Source organism: Acidocella sp. MX-AZ03 (assembly GCF_027626035.1).
Classification (GTDB): domain Bacteria; phylum Pseudomonadota; class Alphaproteobacteria; order Acetobacterales; family Acetobacteraceae; genus Acidocella; species Acidocella facilis.
Window position 1 is genome coordinate 734,825 of sequence record NZ_CP110774.1, and the last position, 17,863, is coordinate 752,687.

General features: G+C 62.4%; 11 protein-coding genes and 5 pseudogenes. 9 read left to right on the forward strand and 7 right to left on the reverse strand.

Annotation, left to right across the window (positions count from 1 at the left end):
• Positions 1 to 213: 213 nt before the first annotated feature.
• The 3 genes and pseudogenes from GT370_RS04135 to GT370_RS04145 form a co-directional block, all read right to left on the reverse strand.
• Complete coding sequence (locus tag GT370_RS04135; protein ID WP_270183934.1) at positions 214 to 1,248, reverse strand: hypothetical protein; 1,035 nt, start codon at positions 1,246 to 1,248, stop codon at positions 214 to 216.
• 218 nt (positions 1,249 to 1,466) lie between these two features.
• Positions 1,467 to 1,649, reverse strand: a pseudogene (locus GT370_RS21220) (glycosyltransferase); the annotation flags it as partial.
• Positions 1,628 to 2,317, reverse strand: coding sequence for a hypothetical protein (locus tag GT370_RS04145; protein WP_270183936.1), 690 nt, complete (start codon positions 2,315 to 2,317; stop codon positions 1,628 to 1,630). The pseudogene GT370_RS21220 and the gene GT370_RS04145, both read right to left, overlap by 22 nt.
• A gap of 257 nt (positions 2,318 to 2,574) precedes the next feature.
• Between GT370_RS04145 and GT370_RS04150 the strand changes: the two are divergent.
• Positions 2,575 to 4,168: pseudogene (locus tag GT370_RS04150) on the forward strand (NAD(P)/FAD-dependent oxidoreductase).
• A 121-nt stretch (positions 4,169 to 4,289) separates the two neighbouring features.
• Positions 4,290 to 4,730, forward strand: a complete 441-nt coding sequence (locus tag GT370_RS04155) for an RrF2 family transcriptional regulator (RefSeq protein ID WP_008493054.1) — start codon at positions 4,290 to 4,292, stop codon at positions 4,728 to 4,730.
• Between the two features lie 3 nt (positions 4,731 to 4,733).
• On the opposite strand, the gene GT370_RS04160 is transcribed toward GT370_RS04155, so the two are convergent.
• Entirely contained in the window at positions 4,734 to 5,384 is a 651-nt protein-coding gene (locus GT370_RS04160; protein WP_008493052.1) for a hypothetical protein, read from the reverse strand.
• A 405-nt stretch (positions 5,385 to 5,789) separates the two neighbouring features.
• On the opposite strand from GT370_RS04160, the gene GT370_RS04165 reads away from it, so the two are divergent.
• Both GT370_RS04165 and GT370_RS04170 read left to right on the forward strand, forming a co-directional pair.
• Positions 5,790 to 7,268, forward strand: a complete 1,479-nt coding sequence (locus GT370_RS04165) for an efflux transporter outer membrane subunit (RefSeq protein ID WP_008493050.1) — start codon at positions 5,790 to 5,792, stop codon at positions 7,266 to 7,268.
• Between the two features lie 39 nt (positions 7,269 to 7,307).
• Positions 7,308 to 8,735 (forward strand): glycosyltransferase family 61 protein, encoded by a 1,428-nt coding sequence (locus GT370_RS04170; RefSeq protein ID WP_083878482.1) that lies wholly within the window; start codon positions 7,308 to 7,310, stop codon positions 8,733 to 8,735.
• A gap of 50 nt (positions 8,736 to 8,785) precedes the next feature.
• On the opposite strand, the gene GT370_RS04175 is transcribed toward GT370_RS04170, so the two are convergent.
• Together GT370_RS04175 and GT370_RS04180 are read right to left on the reverse strand one after the other, a co-directional pair.
• On the reverse strand, positions 8,786 to 9,883 hold the full coding sequence (locus GT370_RS04175) for a glycosyltransferase family 61 protein (RefSeq protein WP_144052653.1): 1,098 nt from the start codon (positions 9,881 to 9,883) through the stop codon (positions 8,786 to 8,788).
• A 67-nt stretch (positions 9,884 to 9,950) separates the two neighbouring features.
• Positions 9,951 to 11,161 (reverse strand): annotated as a pseudogene (locus tag GT370_RS04180) (NADP-dependent isocitrate dehydrogenase).
• Between the two features lie 150 nt (positions 11,162 to 11,311).
• Here GT370_RS04180 and GT370_RS04185 point away from each other — a divergent pair.
• Positions 11,312 to 12,056: pseudogene (locus GT370_RS04185) on the forward strand (orotate phosphoribosyltransferase).
• A gap of 203 nt (positions 12,057 to 12,259) precedes the next feature.
• Positions 12,260 to 13,159, forward strand: a complete 900-nt coding sequence (locus GT370_RS04190) for an SDR family NAD(P)-dependent oxidoreductase (RefSeq protein WP_270183937.1) — start codon at positions 12,260 to 12,262, stop codon at positions 13,157 to 13,159.
• On the opposite strand, the gene GT370_RS04195 is transcribed toward GT370_RS04190, so the two are convergent.
• Complete coding sequence (locus GT370_RS04195) at positions 13,068 to 13,817, reverse strand: alpha/beta hydrolase (protein ID WP_008493043.1); 750 nt, start codon at positions 13,815 to 13,817, stop codon at positions 13,068 to 13,070. The genes GT370_RS04190 and GT370_RS04195 overlap by 92 nt on opposite strands.
• Positions 13,818 to 13,851: 34 nt before the next feature.
• Between GT370_RS04195 and GT370_RS04200 the strand changes: the two genes are divergently transcribed.
• From GT370_RS04200 to thrS, 3 genes and pseudogenes are all read left to right on the forward strand, one after another.
• On the forward strand, positions 13,852 to 14,988 hold the full coding sequence (locus GT370_RS04200) for a glycosyltransferase family 4 protein (RefSeq protein WP_008493042.1): 1,137 nt from the start codon (positions 13,852 to 13,854) through the stop codon (positions 14,986 to 14,988).
• Positions 14,985 to 15,869, forward strand: coding sequence for a glycosyltransferase family 9 protein (locus GT370_RS04205; protein ID WP_008493041.1), 885 nt, complete (start codon positions 14,985 to 14,987; stop codon positions 15,867 to 15,869). Before GT370_RS04200 ends, GT370_RS04205 begins: the two co-directional genes overlap by 4 nt.
• A gap of 37 nt (positions 15,870 to 15,906) precedes the next feature.
• Positions 15,907 to 17,831 (forward strand): annotated as a pseudogene (gene thrS, locus GT370_RS04210) (threonine--tRNA ligase).
• Positions 17,832 to 17,863 lie beyond the last annotated feature (32 nt).

Sequence of the window (17,863 nt, forward strand, 5' to 3'; positions counted from 1 at the left end):
AAATTGCTCGCTAAAACAAAATTTAGAGCATCAAGCTAAAAGCTTGACGCTCTAGACAAAGCGGGGAAACGCCGGGGCGGTTTCCAAAATCGCCGCTCCTGCCTTGAGGGATCACCATGTTTCGATCACAGAGAAAATACGAGGAGACTCGGGATCGAAACATTTGACGGGTCCATGTTGATCCCGGTTTGTTGGGTGTTGCAGCTAGGTCGCTCAGAGAATCATCTCCAGCAACCGCACCGCATAAGCCTGCATGTCATGCGCGGCGCAGTAAGCGGCCCGCATCACCTCATCGGGCCCAGGCGCCGCCAAGGCCCGCGCCAGCGCCCCGGCAATCTCCGCCGGGTCAGGCATATCCGCCACCCGCAGCACGTAATCGGGTGCATTGATCGTCTCCGCCAGATCCCGGCTCGCCACCATGTTCAGCCCGGCGCCGATGCCATCCTGCAACGCCGCCGAAACTCCGCCCGCCTGGCCGATGCGCAGCTGCAGCCCCGCATCCGCCGCCGCCGCCCAGGCGCGATACGCCTCCGGGCTGACAAAGCCGGTGCCCAGCGTCACCCCCAACGAAGCCGCCTCGTCGCGCAGCGCGGCGAGATCCATCGCCACCTCGCCGACAAAGACCAGCCGCGCCGCCGGGCGCTCGCGTTTCAGCACAGCGAAAGCCGCCAGCGCCGCGCCGATGGCTTTCGCCGGCACCAGAAACCCGAAAGAGACGATGAGCTGTTCCGCCGGACCGATGCCCAGACCCGCCCGTGCCGCCTCGCGCTCTTCGGGCGTAACAGGCGCGTGCGGGCGCATCATCGGGAAGGGCAGGGCCTGCGCCTGCACGTCGAAGCGTTCCTGGCAAAGCCGCACCGGCTGCGGTGCGTGGAAGATCAGCGGTCGCGCCGCGCGCGCCAGCCTCCCCAGAAAACTCGCCTCGCGTTGGCGCTCATCGGCCGCCCAGGCGGCGATCTCGTCCTCGCTGACCACCCGCCCCAGCTCCTCGCTAGCCAGCACGGCGGCGGGGGCGAGGCCGTTTGTGGTCGCCAACCCCAGCAGCCGCGCATCATGGCACAGGCAGGCAGCGCCATAACGCAGGCAGAGCTGATAAATCTCCTCATGCAGCGGCGCATTGCCGAGCACGCAGAGCACCGCGTCATAGCCCCCATCCTGCACCGCCAGCCGCGAATAGGGGCCGCAAAACGCATCGACTTGCGCCAGCTTGCGCAAGGCGGCGAGCAAGGCCGCGGAATGGTCCGCCACGCCGCTGCGGGTCGGCGGCAGCGGCGAGAGCAAGGCGATGCGTGGCCGCCGCGATGCTGGTGGCACGGGGCGGGCAGGGCGGCAAACAGCTTTGCCGCCACCGCGTCTTCGGCAAAGGGCGCCGCCAGCCCGGCTTGCGCGGCGATCACCGCCTCGCGGGCCCGCAGCGTCTCCTCCAGCAGCACGGCCAGCCCCTCCACGTCATCCGGCCCGAACAGGAAGCGCGTCGGCAGCAGCGCCCGGTGCGCGGGAATGTCCGAGGCGAGGGAGGGCACGCCCATCCGGCACGCCTCCACCACCGGCATCGAAAACCCTTCGGCCCTGGACGGCGTGACCACCACCAGAGCCCCGGCATAGAGCTGAGCCAGCGTGGGGTCGCTCACCCGCCCCGGCAACGCCACCGGCGGATCGCGCGCAGCCGGGCGGCGGTGGCCTCGTCATATCCGCCGGTGATCACCAGCTCGACCTCGCTCAGGCGGAGCCTGGACGCCATAGCGCGCAGCAGCAGCTCCGGGTTCTTGCGCGGATCATCCCCGCCCACCATCAGCACATGGCGCGGCACCGCCGGCGACAGCGCCTGCAGAAAAGGCGGCAGCCCGACGCCGGTGACCACGCTTTCCACCGCGCCGAACAGCTCACGCAACCGCGCCTCGGTGGGCACCGAAATGGGAAAATACAGATCATATCGCCGCAGCCAGGCCAGCGCGGCGTAATAGTCCAGCCGCGCCCCAGCCGTGCGCAGATAGCGGCCCGGCTCGTCGAACGGGATGAAATCATACACGCAAACCGCCTTGCGCACCCGCGCATCGGTCAGCAGCCTGGCGCAGAATTCCTGGTTCGGCGTAAAGGGCGAGGGGTTGAGGAACAAAGTCGCCCCCGGCACGTAGCCATGCGGCGAGAGCCGCCCCGCCTGCGCCGCCACCGCCTCCGGCAAGGCGGGCAGTACCGGATCATACACCCCCACCCAGCCCGGCGGCGCATGGCGGATGAGATTGCGGGCATGATTGCCAATGCCCCGCTCCCGGTAGGCCGGGTCCTGCAGGCAGCGCAGATCGATGACCAGGCTCACCCCCGCCCGCCCACGCAAAGCCCAAGCTCTGGCCAGTGAAATTTTGTCATGCGGCCTCCGGATTATTGCCTATCCGAAACCCAGATCCGCATCCCGGTCAACCATCGCGGCGCCAAACCGTGCCGGTCTCTGCCCAGCACCCGCGCTTTGCGCTTCATCCACACGCTTCTCCACAGGCTTATCAAGAGCGCTGTGGATAAAATCCGCGCCGGGACGATTGGCGGATGCGCCGCGCCGGGTTAGACGCCACATCTGCCATGGCCCCGACATCCTTCCCCTCCCGCCGCCTCACCGAATTACGCCTGCCGATCGACCATGAGCCGCACGCGCTCATCGCCGCCATCGCTGAAGGGTTCGGCGTGCCGGAGAGTGCCATTCTCTCCTGGCAGGTGCACAGGCGGGCCTGGGATGCCCGCAAAAAATCCCAGGTGATGCTGGTCTATACGGTCGATGCCGTGCTGGACCGGGCGGTTGAAACCGGCATGCCGACCCCGGATATGGGCTATCAATTCCCCGCCATCGCCCAGGCGCGCCCGGCGAAACGCCCGGTGATCATCGGCACCGGCCCTTGCGGCATCCTGGCGGCGCTGATCCTCGCCGAGGCCGGATTCTGCCCGCTGGTGCTGGAGCGCGGCAAGCTGGTCCGCCAGCGCACCAAGGATACCTGGGGCCTGTGGCGGCGCGGCGAGCTCAACGTCGCCTCCAACGTGCAGTTCGGCGAGGGCGGGGCCGGCACCTTCTCGGACGGCAAGCTCTATTCCCAGATCAAGGACCCCCGCTTCCTCGGCCGCAAGGTGATGGAGGAATTCGTCGAGGCCGGGGCGCCGGAGGAAATCCTCTATATCGCCAAGCCGCATATCGGCACCTTCCGGCTGGTCTCCATGGTCGAGGCGATCCGCGCGAAAGTCACCGCCCTGGGCGGCGAATACCGGTTCGACACGCGGGTGGATGATTTCGAGATCCAGGACGGCCAGATCCGCGCCGTGCTGCTGGAGAGCGGCGAGCGGATCGAGACCGACCATGTCATCCTCGCCATCGGCCATTCAGCGCGCGACACCTTCGCCCGGCTGCATCAGCGCGGCGTGTTCATGGAGGCCAAGCCCTTCTCCATCGGCTTTCGCATCGAGCATCCGCAAGGCATGATCGACCGCCACCGCTTCGGCCCCTTCGCTGGCCACCCGATCCTGGGCGCGGCTGACTACAAGCTGGTGCACCACGCCAGGAATGGCCGCGCGGTCTATAGTTTCTGCATGTGTCCGGGTGGCACAGTGGTCGCCGCCACCTCCGAGGCCGGGCAGGTGGTGACCAACGGCATGAGCCAATACTCCCGCGCCGAGCGCAACGCCAATGCCGGCATCGTCGTCGGCATCAGCCCGGCGGATTATCCGGGGATGTGCTCGCCGGGGTGGAATTCCAGCGGGTCTGGGAGCGCGCCGCCTATGTCGCGGGCGGCGGCGCCTACCAGGCGCCGGGCCAACTGGTGGGCGACTTCATCGCCGGCACGCCTTCCAAATCGTTCGGCGAGGTGCTGCCCAGCTACAAGCCCGGCGTGCACCTCACCGATCTGGCGCCGACCTTGCCGGATTACGCCATCGAAGCCATCCGCGAGGCGCTGCCGGCCTTCGGCAAGCAGATCAAAGGCTTCGACCGTCCGGACGCGGTGCTGACCGGGGTGGAAACCCGCACCTCCTCGCCGCTGCGCATCACCCGGGCAAGGATTTCTGCTCGCTCAACACGCGCGGGCTGTATCCGGCCGGGGAAGGGGCCGGCTATGCGGGTGGCATTCTCTCCGCCGGGGTGGATGGCATCAAGGTCGCGGAAGCGGTGATCAAGAGCCTGGCCGGTCTCTGACGCCTACCGAATTCCTTGTTTTTCTATCGGAAATTCCGCAATATGTTCGCTGGGATATTTTCTACGCGCCCTATGTCTTGTAGATGAATATGTCAGATCAAAAGGAGCCGGGAGAAGGGTCATGCTGTCGCAGAAATGCAAATATGCCTTGCAGGCCCTGATGGTGCTGGCGCGTGAGAAGGACGACAAGCTGTTGCTGGTCTCCGAAATCGCCGAGCGCGAGAATCTGCCGAAGAAATTCCTCGAAGCCATCCTGCTGGAGCTGAACCGCAACGGGCTGGTGCGCTCGCGCCGGGGCCGTGGCGGCGGCTACGCTTTGGCCAAGCCCGCGGATCTGATCACCTTCGGCCAGGTGGTGCGCATCATGGATGGCCCGCTGGCGCCGCTCGCCTGCGTCTCGGTGAATTATTACCGCCGCTGCGACGAATGCCGCGACGAGCAGGCCTGCGAGATCCGCAAGGTGATGCGCCGGGTGCGCGATGCCATCGCCAATGAGCTGGACGGCACCTCGCTGGCCAAGGCGCTGGCGGACGGTAAACTGCCCGCCGACCTCACCGCCTGAGCCTCAGGCCGCACTCGCCCCCGGATAGGAAAAGAAATTCGCCCGCGGCGAGGTGCGGGCGATGAAAGCGCGCAGCGGCGGATGCTGCCAGCCCTCCGGCCCGATGATCGCCTCCATCGGCGCGAAAAACTCATGCGCATGCGGAATCTGGCTGGTGACGAAGCCGGTATATTGGCGCGGGCGCAGCGCATACATCACCCGCATATCGCGCACCGGCAGCACCAGCGGCCCGGTCGGCGTGCGCCGCAGCAAGCCGGTATAGCGCCAGCGCGGCATCGGGTTGTTGGGCGAGACCGGCTGCATCAGCCATTCCTCCGAACACACCGCCAGCCAGGAATGCATCGAGGGGGCAAAGCGCGAGCGCTTATCCAGCAAATTCTGGTAGCAGCCGCAGGCCTCGATGGCGAAAAGATCGACATACGGGTCCGCCTCGGTGCCGCCGAAACACAGCCACAACCCATCCGGATGGGTGCGCAGCCGGTTGGCGCCGGGCAGCTTCAGGAAAGGCTGGTCGCGTTCCTGCGGCGGCCCCGGCCTCGCCCGCAGCCATGACCCGGACGCCCCCATATCGTGATCCGCGAGACCCGGCGGATGCTGCGGCCATGTCCGCAGCTTGTCACGAACGATCACGTCCAAAGAAGTGAAACCAGCCATTTCGTTATCTCCCTTTTTGGGCACTTCAACCTTAAGTGGATTTAACCTGCAAAAACGACTCGGACGCAAGGGTTTTTTTCGATATTTTAACGATCTTAGCGATTTTGATGAGAACCGCGTTGCGCAAGCTCAATCAAAGATTTGGCTTTTCAACAGTTTCGCTGCGATGGCGGCGGCGCCACCCGGCACAATTCCCCTGTTTTTCAAGATGTGCGCGGGTTTTCCGCCGTATAGCTGCCAGCTTGGTTTAAGAGTGGTATGAAACCTGTCCTATGTGCAACAAGACGGCAATTTCATCGGCCGGTTGATTCTGCCCAGGGCGAGGCTTGCCCGGACAGGCCCGGCCATGGTTGTTTTGGCGACCGCCGCGGGCGCGGCACAGGGAGTTTGAAGATCGTGACATCCATGCATTTGCGCCGTGGCCTTACCGGCTCCGCCCTGTCGCTCGGGCTGCTGGCCGCCTTGTCGGGCTGCATGCTCGGGCCGAATTACCAGGCGCCCCACGCCAACGCGCCCACCGCCTTCCTCAACGATGCCCCGGCCAGCAGCGCCCCTTACGTCTCCGGCGGCGCGGTGGACCCGCAATGGTGGAACAGTTTCAACGACCCGGTGCTGACCGCGCTGGAAACCCGCGCCGTGCAGCAGAATCTGGATCTGCAGATCGCCACCCAGCGCCTGTTCGAAGCGCAGGCCCAGGCGCAGATCCAGGGCGCCGCGCTCTATCCCAATCTCGGCGCCAACGCCTCCTATAGCCGCAACGTGGTCAGCCCGAACAGCCCGCTCGGCCAGTTCAGCCAGTTCGGCAAAGACTTCGCCGCCGTCACCCAGCCCTATAATCTCTACCAGTACGGGCTGCAGACGATGTTCGACCTCGATCTCTGGGGCAAGAACAAGCGCCTGGTCGAAGCCGCCGTGGCCAAGGCCCGCGCCTCCGAGGAAGCCCGCCGCGCCGCCCTGCTGAATGTGGAAGCGCAGGTGGCCAGCAATTATATCCAACTGCGCGGCACCGAGGCGGTGCTCGGCATCACCCAGAAGAACCTGGACTTCGCCAACCAGCTGGTGAAACTCACCGCCGAGCGCCAGCAGGCGGGGCTGACCACCTCGCTCGATGTCGCCAATGCCCGCGCCACCGCGGCGCAGATTTCCGCGCAGATCCCGACCTTGATCGCCCAGCGCGACGGGCTGATCAACCAGATCGGCCTGTTGCTGGGCCAGACCCCGGACGGGCTGCCGCAGGATCTGCTCACCCCCGCCCCTGTGCCGCTCACCCCGCCCAGCGTGCCGGTGGGCCTGCCGGCCGAGCTGCTGACCCGCCGGCCGGATATGCGCGAAGCCGCCGATACGCTGCACGCCGCCACCGCCCAGATCGGCGCCGCCAAGGCCGCCTTCTTCCCCGACATTTCGCTCACCGCCTCCGCCTCGTTGGAAGGGATGACGCTGAATGCCATGGATAGCTGGAAATCGCTCACCTACGGCTTCGGCCCGACGGTGACGCTGCCGCTGTTCGAGGGCGGCCAGCTGCGCGGCGCGCTGAAGCTGAGCGAGGCCAAGCAGAAGGAAGCCGCCATCGCCTACGCCAAAACCGCGCTCACCGCCTTCACCCAGGTGAATACCGCCCTGGTGAATTACGAACAGGAACACGCCACCCAGCAGGCGCTGCAGGAAGACGTGCACCAGAGCCAGATCGCGCTCAGCCTGGCGGAAGAGCAGTACAAGGAAGGGCTGGTGGACTACCTGACCGTGCTGACCACCCAGCAAACCAACCTCGCCGCCCAGCAGAACCAGGCCGTGTCACTGCAGAAGCTGGGCACGGATCTGGTGACGCTGTATCAGGCGCTTGGCGGGGGCTGGGAGGGGATGTATCCTGCGGCGTCCGGATCATAATGTGGCTGACGTTTGACCGAAGATCGTAGGGGTTGAGGAATGGAGCTGAACAGAAACGTTCTTTGTGGTTACAACTGGCATTTCGGGCCCGAGAATCACTCAGTTACGTCTCGTCACTTCAGGTTCAACCCTGATGGTAGCATCAGCGGTTACGAACATTTCAATGAAGCGTTTTGGGCGATCACAGACCAACGGCTGAAAATATTCAACGCCAATCGTGAATTGACCTGGATATTTGAACATCTTCCGTCCGAACTGGAAGTATTATTTATCGGCGTTTATCAGCCTGACCCAAGTCACCCGACAAGGCAGATACTGAGCCGCCCGGCCCAAGCTCCGAAAATCTTCCGTGTCGCTAATCTTGCCGAAATCGCGTCTCATTTAGGTGAGGATCGAGTGCGCTGTGTCGAGAACGGCGCTGCCACACGTTATGTTTCCAAGTCTTGTTTAAACGATCTGAAATTGAGGAAGACGCACGACATTCCTGCGGATCAAAGAAACATAAACGATCTCTTGGAATTGCCTGGGCATCAAGTTTGGTGCCTGAAAGACGCGGTCGTCTTTACTAGGCACGGCTTGGTTTTGGTTGATGATTTTCTTGTTAGTGAATCCACCAATCAGTTTCCGTTTCATTTGTATGAAAATTTGCTTTTTGATGGCGAGACACTTTCAGTATACGAGGAAGGTGCTTCGGCGAGTATTTCCGTAGCCTATCATTTGACAAACGGAAATCTTGAGAATTATTTTCATTATTTAGTAGAAACAATAGCAAAGCTGTCGTTGCAATTTTTCATGAATATAAACTCCCAAAGCGGTGTTCATGTCATCTTGCCGACGTTAAAAGAAACTTACCAGCTTCAAATTCTAGAGCTAGTTATAAGCGATTTAGCTAATTTCAATCCCATGACCCTATCCGCTCAGGAAAAGGTACGATGCGACAATTTGTACTATGCTCACTTATATCCTGCTGGTAGCCTCTATCCTAATGAGGTAATTTTATCTTTTTCAAAAATGTTGAAGGCTGCTTGGAAAAAGCATCCGTTCAATTCAGGCACATTTGAAAGCAATCGGAAAATCTATATCTCGAGGCGAGATTCGACCAATCGTATCCTCGAAAATGAGCGCCTTGTTGAGGAAGCCTTGAAGGGTAGGGGCTTTGAAATTTTCACGCTGACTGAATTAACTGTCGCTGAGCAAATATCGCTCTTCCAGTCGGCAGAAACTATTGTAGCACCACATGGCGCTGGTTTGACAAACATTATTTTTTGCAACGAAGGCACAAAAATATTAGAAATTCATATGGAGGGGAATACAAACTGGGTATATCGACGGCTGGCAGATACACTTGGCCTCAAATACCAGTTTGTTCTGGGACAGGTTAGTAAGAATGAGGCAGAGAGTGTAGATGCTCGAAACTACTGCATTCATGCGGCTGACTTAATGCACTCGCTTGATAGTCTGGAATAATACTAGCCGCTTAGTTCCTGTTTTTTGATCTGACCACGACAGATTTGGTGTCATAAATTGTCGCATTCAATAAGTCTGTCTAGCATCGCTCGCAAATGACCCGGCTCGATATATAAGTCTCTGTCCCAAGGCAGGGGGCCCCGATTAGGTCCAACTTCCTGTGTCCGAATCTCGTGATAGTTTATCTTCTTGCCTTCTGCTATCTGCCAAAAAAAATACTCATGGGCGGTAGCTGGCATGAATAACAGCCAGCTAGTGTCGGGCTGGCAAAAAATAGCATTTGTAAATGCAGCGCCCATAGGACCGGCAATCCGCCGTGCAGCTTTGAAAGCACTTACCTGTTCAGAGAAAGACAGGTTCGCACAAACTACTTCCCTATAACCGTAATTCGTAAATAGTGCTTGGATTTCGGCTTCATTTTCAAAACAGCGGTTTGTCGAGGGGCGGCGGCTTATATATAGGCGCTCTAATGAACCGGCAGGAACACTACCCGAAATTGTTTCCATGCATTCGAACACTGGCGTTGACATGAATACGGAGTGTACTGTCAAGCCGTCGATCAATATCAATTCTTTAAAGTGGCAAGGCTCTGAATTGGTGAAGATGATATTGTTCGTCGGATAGTTTATGAGTTCAAGCGATTCGCGAACAACAGCGTTCATCTTCTCGCTAGAGGAGTGAACAATAGCCGGCCAGGCCTCACCTAGCGCAAGCTGACGCTGAGCGAGAAACGCCTTAGGTAACATCTCGACAAGCCAGTGGCCGTAATTCTCAGCGCCACGCTTCTTGCACAATATGCCACGCTCGTGCGCTTGAACACTTTCCTGTGTTGTCGCCAAAAGTCGAAGCTTCTCCGCGGCTCGGACGATTTCTTCCTGGCCATGATTCGTAATAGATTGAACAATGACCTTTCCATCTTCGGTGAAAACAAGTCCCTGCTCAGAAACGTAAACATTTTTGAGAAGATAAGATCGTATCGGAGGAAGAACGAAACGTTTCTGGTCCCAGCGAAGTCGGCATTGGGCCAATAATTCTGCTGGAACCAAATGCTCCTGATGCAGCTTCGGCTTTGCCATATAAATAGGAGATGGAACGAACTCGCCGACTTTCTCAAATATTTCTACTGAACAAGTTTCGTAAGGCGGCATGACCACTCCAGGCTTCGACGTAAAGAAGAGAAGGGAGCGCAACAAAGTTGCGCTCCCAGAAGCAACCTTACTTCATCGCCACTTTCAAATTCGCATCCAGCTTATCCAGGAAATCCTGGGTCGTCAGCCAGGGCGCGTTCTTGTCGATCAGCAGCGCAAGATCCTTCGTCATGTGCCCGGCTTCCACCGTCTCGATGCACACGCGCTCCAGGGTCTCGGCGAAATCCACCACATCCTGGGTGCCATCGAAGCGGCCGCGATAGATCAGCCCGCGGGTCCAGGCGAAGATGCTGGCGATCGGGTTGGTCGAGGTCGGGCGGCCCTTCTGGTGCTCGCGGAAATGCCGGGTCACGGTGCCGTGCGCGGCCTCGGACTCAACCACCGTCCCATCCGGATTCAGCAGCACCGAGGTCATCAGCCCCAGCGAGCCAAAGCCCTGCGCCACGATGTCGGACTGCACGTCGCCGTCATAGTTCTTGCAGGCCCACACATAGCCGCCGCTCCATTTCAGGGCGCAGGCCACCATGTCGTCGATCAGCCGGTGCTCATAGGTCAGCCCGGCCTTCTCGAACTGCGCCTTGAACTCGGCTTCGAAGATGCGCTCGAACGTGTCCTTGAAGAAGCCGTCATAGCCCTTCAGGATGGTGTTCTTGGTGGAGAGATAAACCGGGTAGTTGCGGGCCAGGCCGTAATTGAAGCTGGCGCGGGCGAAACCCTCGATGGATTTCAGCGTGTTGAACATGCCCATGGCCACACCGGGGCCGGTGAAGTCGTGCACATCCATCACCACCGGCTCGCCGCCCTCCGGGGTGAAGCTCAGCTGCAGCTTGCCGGGGCCGGGCACCTTATAGTCGGTGGCGCGGTAGATATCGCCATAGGCATGGCGCCCCACCACGATCGGCTGCGTCCAGTGCGGCACCAGCCGGGGGACGTTCTTGCAGATGATCGGCTCACGGAAAATGGTGCCGTCCACGATGTTGCGGATGGTGCCGTTCGGGCTCTTCCACATCTTCTTGAGGTTGAATTCCTTCACCCGCGCCTCGTCCGGGTGATGGTGGCGCATTTCACCGCCACGCCATACTGCTTGGTGGCATTGGCCGCGTCCACGGTCACCTGATCATCGGTCTGGTCGCGATACTCGATGCCCAGATCGTAATATTTCAGGTCGATGTCGAGATAGGGCAGGATCAGCTTCTCTTTGATGAAGCCCCAGATGATCCGGGTCATCTCGTCGCCGTCCATCTCCACGACCGGGGTTTTTACCTTGATTTTGGCCATTTCTACTCTCTCTACTCCATGCTGGCATCATCAAATACCACTCCCGCCGCGCCGCACAACCCTGGCCCCGCCCCGCCAAAACGCATGGACGGGCTGCAAGCGAGCGGCTAGGAGGGGGCGGTTTGACCGCGTTGAACGGAGTTTAAGGATATGAGTGGGCGGATTGCCGCGAAAATCGACTGGGCGAGCGACTGGGACCGGGATGCTGCCCTGACCACGGCGAAGCTGCTGCTGGAGATCAAGGCGGTGAATTTCCGCCCCGAGGAGCCCTATACCCTCACCTCCGGCTGGAAATCCCCGGTCTATATCGATTGCCGCAAGATCATCTATTTCCCCGCGCCCGCGCCAAAATCTGCGATCTGGCGGTGGAGAAGATCTACCGCCATGTCGGCCATGAGACCATCCAGGCCGTGGCCGGCGGCGAGACCGCGGGCATTCCCTTCGCCGCCTGGATCTCCGAGCGCATGCACGCGCCGATGGCCTATGTCCGCAAGAAGCCGAAGGGCTTTGGCAAGAACGCGCTGATCGAGGGCGACGTGCCGGAAGGGCTGAACACGCTGCTGGTCGAGGATCTGACCACCGATGGCGGCTCCAAGATCCAGTTCGCCAACGCGCTGCGCGAAGCCGGGCGCTCTGCAACCATACGTTCGTGGTGTTCTTCTACGGCGTCTTCCCCGGCTCCTTCGAGACGCTGGAGAGCATGGACATCAAGCTGCATCATCTCTGCACCTGGTGGGATGTGCTGGAAGCCGCCAAGAGCCACGCTTATTTCTCGGATGCCGCCCTGGCCGGGGTGCGCAAATTCCTGGAAAACCCGATGGCCTGGTCGGCCGCGCATGGCGGTGTCGCCACGGCGGAAGAGGCGTTGGAATATAAGCTGGGCAAGAAGGGCTAAAGTAACTCTTTGAATAAGTTATAAAAGTTTTTTGGTGCCGCTTTTTTTCAAAAAAGCGGCGAAGACGTTCGGGGTGGTGGCACCGCAGTTGCCACCACCCCGAACCTTCGTGGGACTTTTTGAAAAAAGTCCCCACACCCCAAAAACTTTTGCTAATTTTTCCAGGCTTTTAACGGGGCCGGGTTGATGCCAGAAAGGCGGGGATGACAGTCTCGTCCCCGCATCTTCTCATTTTCGGCCTCGGCTATGCCGGCCGCGCCATCGCCAAAGAGGCGGTGGCGGCGGGCTGGCAGGTGAGCGCCACCTATCGCAGCGAGGCCAGGCCGGAGCCCGGCGTCACGCTGCTGCCCTTCGCGCAGGCGCAGCCGGCCATCGCCCAGGCCAGCCACATCCTCACCAGCGCCGCGCCGGATGAGCAGGGTGACCCCGTCCTGGCCCGCTACGGCACCGCCTTGGGCGCCGCCCCAGCGATCTGGCTGGGCTATCTTTCCACCACCGGCATCTATGGCGACGCGCAAGGCGGCTGGGTGGATGAAACCACCCCGCCCAATCCCGGTTCCGCCCGCGCCCGCCGGCGCATCGCCGCCGAGCAGGGCTGGGCGGATTTGGGCAAGCCCCTGGCCATCTTCCGCCTCGCCGGCATTTACGGCCCCGGCCGCTCCATGCTGGACGATCTGCGGGCCGGGCAGGGGCGGCATGTGATCAAGCCCGGCCATATGTTCGGGCGCATCCACCGGGAGGATATCGGGCTGGGCGTTGCCGCCGCCATCCGCCAGGGCGCCACCGGCATTTTCAACTTCGCCGATGACGAGCCCGCCGCGCCGACGGACGTGGTCCAGGAAGCGGCCCGCCTGCTCGGCATCGCCCCGCCGCCGCCCGTGCCGTTTGAGGAGGCGGTGAAAACCATGTCCCCATGGCGCGCAGCTTCTGGCGGAGAACCGCAAGGTGCGGGCCGAAGCCACCAAATCCGGCCTCAACCTCGCCTGGCGCTACCCTACCTACCGCGAGGGCCTAGCCGCCATCCTGGCCGAGGAGCGCGCCCACGGTCTGCTCTAGCAACGCCAGATCTTCCGGCGTGGAAAGCCGATGGTCGCCGGCCTTGATGAAGCTCGCCCGCACATCCGAGCCGGTCAGATTTTGCACGAGCTTCAGCGACAATTCCCAGGGCACCGCGTCATCGCGCATCCCGTGCAAAATCCGCACCGGCGCGGTGATGGCGATGGGCTTGGTCATCACATAATGCGCCGCGCTGCGCTCGATCAGCGCCAGCGAGAAGGGCATCGGGTCGCCATACTCGGAAGGCTTATAGATCACGCCTTGCTTGCGGATCGCCTCTTGCTGTTCGGGCGGCAGCTCCACCTCCAGCATCCGGGCGGTGAAATCCGGGGCAGGGGCCAGCAGCACCAGCCCCGCCAGCCGCGCGCCCAAAGCCTGCCCCAGGATCAGCGAAATCCAGCCGCCCATCGAGGAGCCGACCAGCAGCACCTCGCGCCCCTGCGCCACCTGCTCCAGCACATAGGCCGCATCCGCCGCCCAGTCGCCGATGCCGTTTTCCAGAAACACCCCGCCGGAGGCGCCATGCCCGGCATAGTCGAAGCGCAGCATCGCCCGGCCCCGCGCCTTGCACCAGGCTTCCAGCGCCAGCGCCTTGGTGCCCTGCATGTCCGAGGCATAGCCGGGGCAGAACATCACCAGCGGCCCGCGCCCATCCAGAACCTCATAGGCCAGGTCGATTCCCGGCAGGCGTGACACAAACGGCATAGTCATAACCCTCCAACCCTGGTAGCGCGCAGCCATGATTGACCGCCCGCGCACGATTCTCCAGCTGCTCCCCAAGCTCGATGCCGGCGGCGCGGAGCGGGTGGCCATCGAAATCGCCCAGGCGGTGCATCTCTGCGGCCATCGCTCGATCATTGTGGCCGAGGATGGGCCGCTTTCCAACCTCGCCCTGCGCGCCGGTGCGGAGCTGATCCATCTGCCGGTCGCGTCCAAAAATCCTTTAAAGATATGGCGCAACGGGCGAAAGCTGCGCGCCGTGATGCGGGAAAACCATGTCGATCTCGTGCATGCCCATTCCCGCGCCCCGGCCTGGGCGGCCTTCCGCGCGGCGCGGGCGCTCGATATCCCCTTCGTCACCACCTATCACGGCTCCTATGGCGAAAAGAGCAAGCTGAAGAAGCGCTACAACCAGGTGATGGCGTCCGGGGCCCGGGTGGTGGCGGTGAGTGAGTTCATCTCGGATCTCATTAAATCCCGCTACAAGATTGATCCTGCAAAACTCCGTGTCATCCATAACGGTGTCGATCTGCAGAAATTCGACCCCGCCGCGGTGCGTGGGGACCGCGCCGTCCGCCTCGCCAAGGAATGGCGGATCGAGAACGGCCAGCCCGCCATCTTGCTCCCCGGCCGGCTCACCGGCTGGAAGGGCCAGCGTCTGTTCATCCGCGCCCTGGCGAAGATGCAGCACCAGGAGGCGGTGGGCATTCTCATCGGCTCGGATCAGGGCCGGCATAAATACACCCAGGAGCTGCTGGATCTCGCCAACCGGCTCGGCGTCGGCGGCCGGCTGCGTTTGGCCGGGCATGTGGAAGACATGCCCGCCGCGCTGAAACTGGCCGATATCGTGGTGAATTGCTCCACCGAGCCGGAAGCCTTCGGCCGCACCATCATCGAGGCGCAGGCGATGGGCAAAATCGTCGTCGCCGCCGGCCATGGCGGCGCGCATGAGACGATCGAGCCCGATGTCACCGGCTTCCTCTTCCCGCCCGGCGACGACACCGCCCTGGCCGCCTTGTTCGACGCGATCCTGGAGGGCGATGCGGAGCTGCGCCTCGCCTTCGGCCAGCGCGCCCGCGAGGCGGTGGGGCAGCGTTTCTCGCTGGAAGCGATGCAGACGCGCTATCTCCATCTCTATGCCGAGCTGCTGGGATGAGCCGCATCCTCGTCATCCGCCATGGCGCCTTTGGCGATATCGTGCTGAGTTTCGCCGCCTTCGCCGCCATCCGTGCCCGCCATGCGGGCGATGAGATCACCCTGCTCACCACCAGGCCCTATGCCGGGCTGCTCGGCGCCAGCCCCTGGTTCGACAAGATCGAGATCGACGCCAAGCCGGATTGGTGGCAGCTCCCCGCCTTGCTGCGGCTCAAACGCCAGCTCGCCGGGTTCGACATGGTCTATGACCTGCAAACCTCCGGCCGCTCCACCCGTTATTTCGCCCTGGCCGGCCGCCCTTCCTGGTCCGGCATCGCACGCGGCTGCGCTTTTCCGGATGCCGCCAACCGTGAAACCCTGCATAGCCGCGAGCGGCTGGAGCAGCAGCTCGGCCTGGCCGGCATCCCGCCCCCTTTGCCGGCCCCGGATTTGTCATGGCTGACCGGTGACATCTCTGGCTTCGATCTGCCGCCGGACTACGTGGTGCTGGTGCCGGGCGCCGCCCCGCACCGCCCGGAAAAACGCTTCCCGGCGGAGAAATTCCGCGAGCTCGCCGCCGCTTTGCCGTCCCCGTGCGTCATCGTCGGCACCGCCGGCGAAAAACCCCTGGCCCAGACCATTGGCGGCATCGACCTCACCGGCCGCACGGATTTCTTCCAGCTCGCTGCGGTGTTCCGGCGCGCCAGCTTGGCCATCGGCAACGATACCGGGCCGATGCATCTCGCCGCCGCGCTCGGCACGCCGTGCCTCTCGCTCTTCTCCGCCGCCTCCGCGCCCGCCCGCACCGCGCCGCGCTATCCTGATGGCGGCTGGCCCGCCATTGCCCGCGCCCCCTCCCTGCAAGAGCTGCCGGTTGCGCAAGTGCTGGCCCTGCTGCCATAACCCGCCGCGACGTTTCATTATATTTAGGAAGACGCCTATGCCTGCCATCACCCTGCCCGACGGTTCCGTTCGTTCCTTCGACGGCGCGGTGACCGGCACCAATATCGCCGCCGCCATCGGCCCGGGCCTGGCCCGCGCTGCGCTGGCGATGGAGGTGAACGGCAAGCAGATGGACCTCTCCCGCGAGATCGCCGAGGACAGCGCGGTGAAATTCATCACCCGCAAGGATGAGGCGGCTTTGGAGATGATCCGCCACGATGCCGCCCATGTGCTGGCCGAAGCGGTGCAGGAGCTGTTTCCTGGCACCCAGGTCACCATCGGCCCCTCCATCGAAAACGGCTTCTATTACGATTTCTACCGCAACGAGCCCTTCACCCCGGCCGATTTGCCGGCGATCGAGGCCAAGATGCGCGAGATCATCGGCCGCAATGCTGGCTTTGTGCGCGAGGAATGGGACCGCGACGAGGCGATCAAATTCTTCGAGGCCCGTGGCGAGCGCTTCAAGGCCGAGCTGATCCGCGACCTGCCGGAGAGCGAGACCATCACGATCTACCGCCAGGGCGAATGGCTGGACCTTTGCCGTGGTCCGCATATGCGCTCCACCGGCGATATCGGCAGCGGCTTCAAGCTGATGAAGACCGCCGGCGCCTATTGGCGCGGTGATTCCAAAAACCCGATGCTGAGCCGCATCTACGGCACCGCCTGGCGCGACAATAAGGAGCTGGACGCCTACCTCACCCAGCTCGAAGAGGCGGAAAAGCGCGACCACCGCAAGATCGGCCGCGAGATGGATCTGTTCCATATCCAGGAAGAGGCCACCGGCTCCATCTTCTGGCACCCGAAAGGCTGGAAGCTCTACCGCACGGTGGAGGCCTATATCCGCCGCCGCCAGGAAGCGGGGGCTATGAGGAAGTGCGAACGCCGCAGCTGGTCGACCGCAAGCTGTGGGAGCTTTCCGGCCATTGGGACAAATACCGCAAGAACATGTTCATCGCGGAAGTGGCGGAGGAGGACACCACCCTCGCGCTGAAGCCGATGAACTGCCCCTGCCATGTGCAGATCTTCAACCAGGGCCTGCGCTCTTACAAGGAGCTGCCGATCCGCATGGCCGAATTCGGCGCCTGCCATCGCTACGAGCCCTCGGGCGCGCTGCACGGCATCATGCGCGTGCGCGCCTTCACCCAGGACGATGCGCATATCTTCTGCATGGAAGACCAGATCGCCGACGAGACGGTGAAATTCGTCGCCCTGCTGGAGAGCGTCTACAAGGATTTCGGCTTCGAGAGCTTCACGGTCAAATTCTCCGACCGCCCGGAGGTTCGCGCCGGCGCCGACGATGTCTGGGACCGTGCCGAAGGCGCGCTGAAGGCCGCCTGCGAAAAGGCCGGGGTGGAATACACGCTGAACCCCGGCGAGGGCGCCTTCTACGGGCCGAAGCTGGAATTCGTGCTGCGCGATGCGATCGGGCGGGACTGGCAATGCGGCACCATCCAGGTGGATTTCGTGCTGCCCGAGCGGCTGGACGCGGAATATGTCACCTCCGAGAGCAGCCGCGCCCGCCCGGTGATGCTGCATCGCGCGATCATCGGCAGCTTTGAGCGGTTTCTCGGCATCCTGATCGAGCAATATGCCGGGCGCTTCCCGCTCTGGCTGGCCCCGACCCAGGCCGTCGTCGCCACCATCGTCTCCGATGCGGATGACTATGCCGCCGAAGTCGCGCAGGCGCTGCGCGCCGCTGGGCTTTCGGTGGAGCTGGATACCAGCAACCAGAAGATCCAGGCGAAAATCCGCGACCATTCGCTGCACCATGTGCCCAACATTCTGGTGGTCGGGCGCAAGGAGGCGGAGGAGCGCAAGGTGGCGCTGCGCCGCCTCGGCGGTGCCGCGCAGGAAATCCTGGGGCTCGATGAAGCGGTGGCCCTGTTGAAAGCCGAAGCCACCGCCCCGGATCTTCGCTCATGAGCTTCAAAATCGGTATCATCCCCGTCACCGCC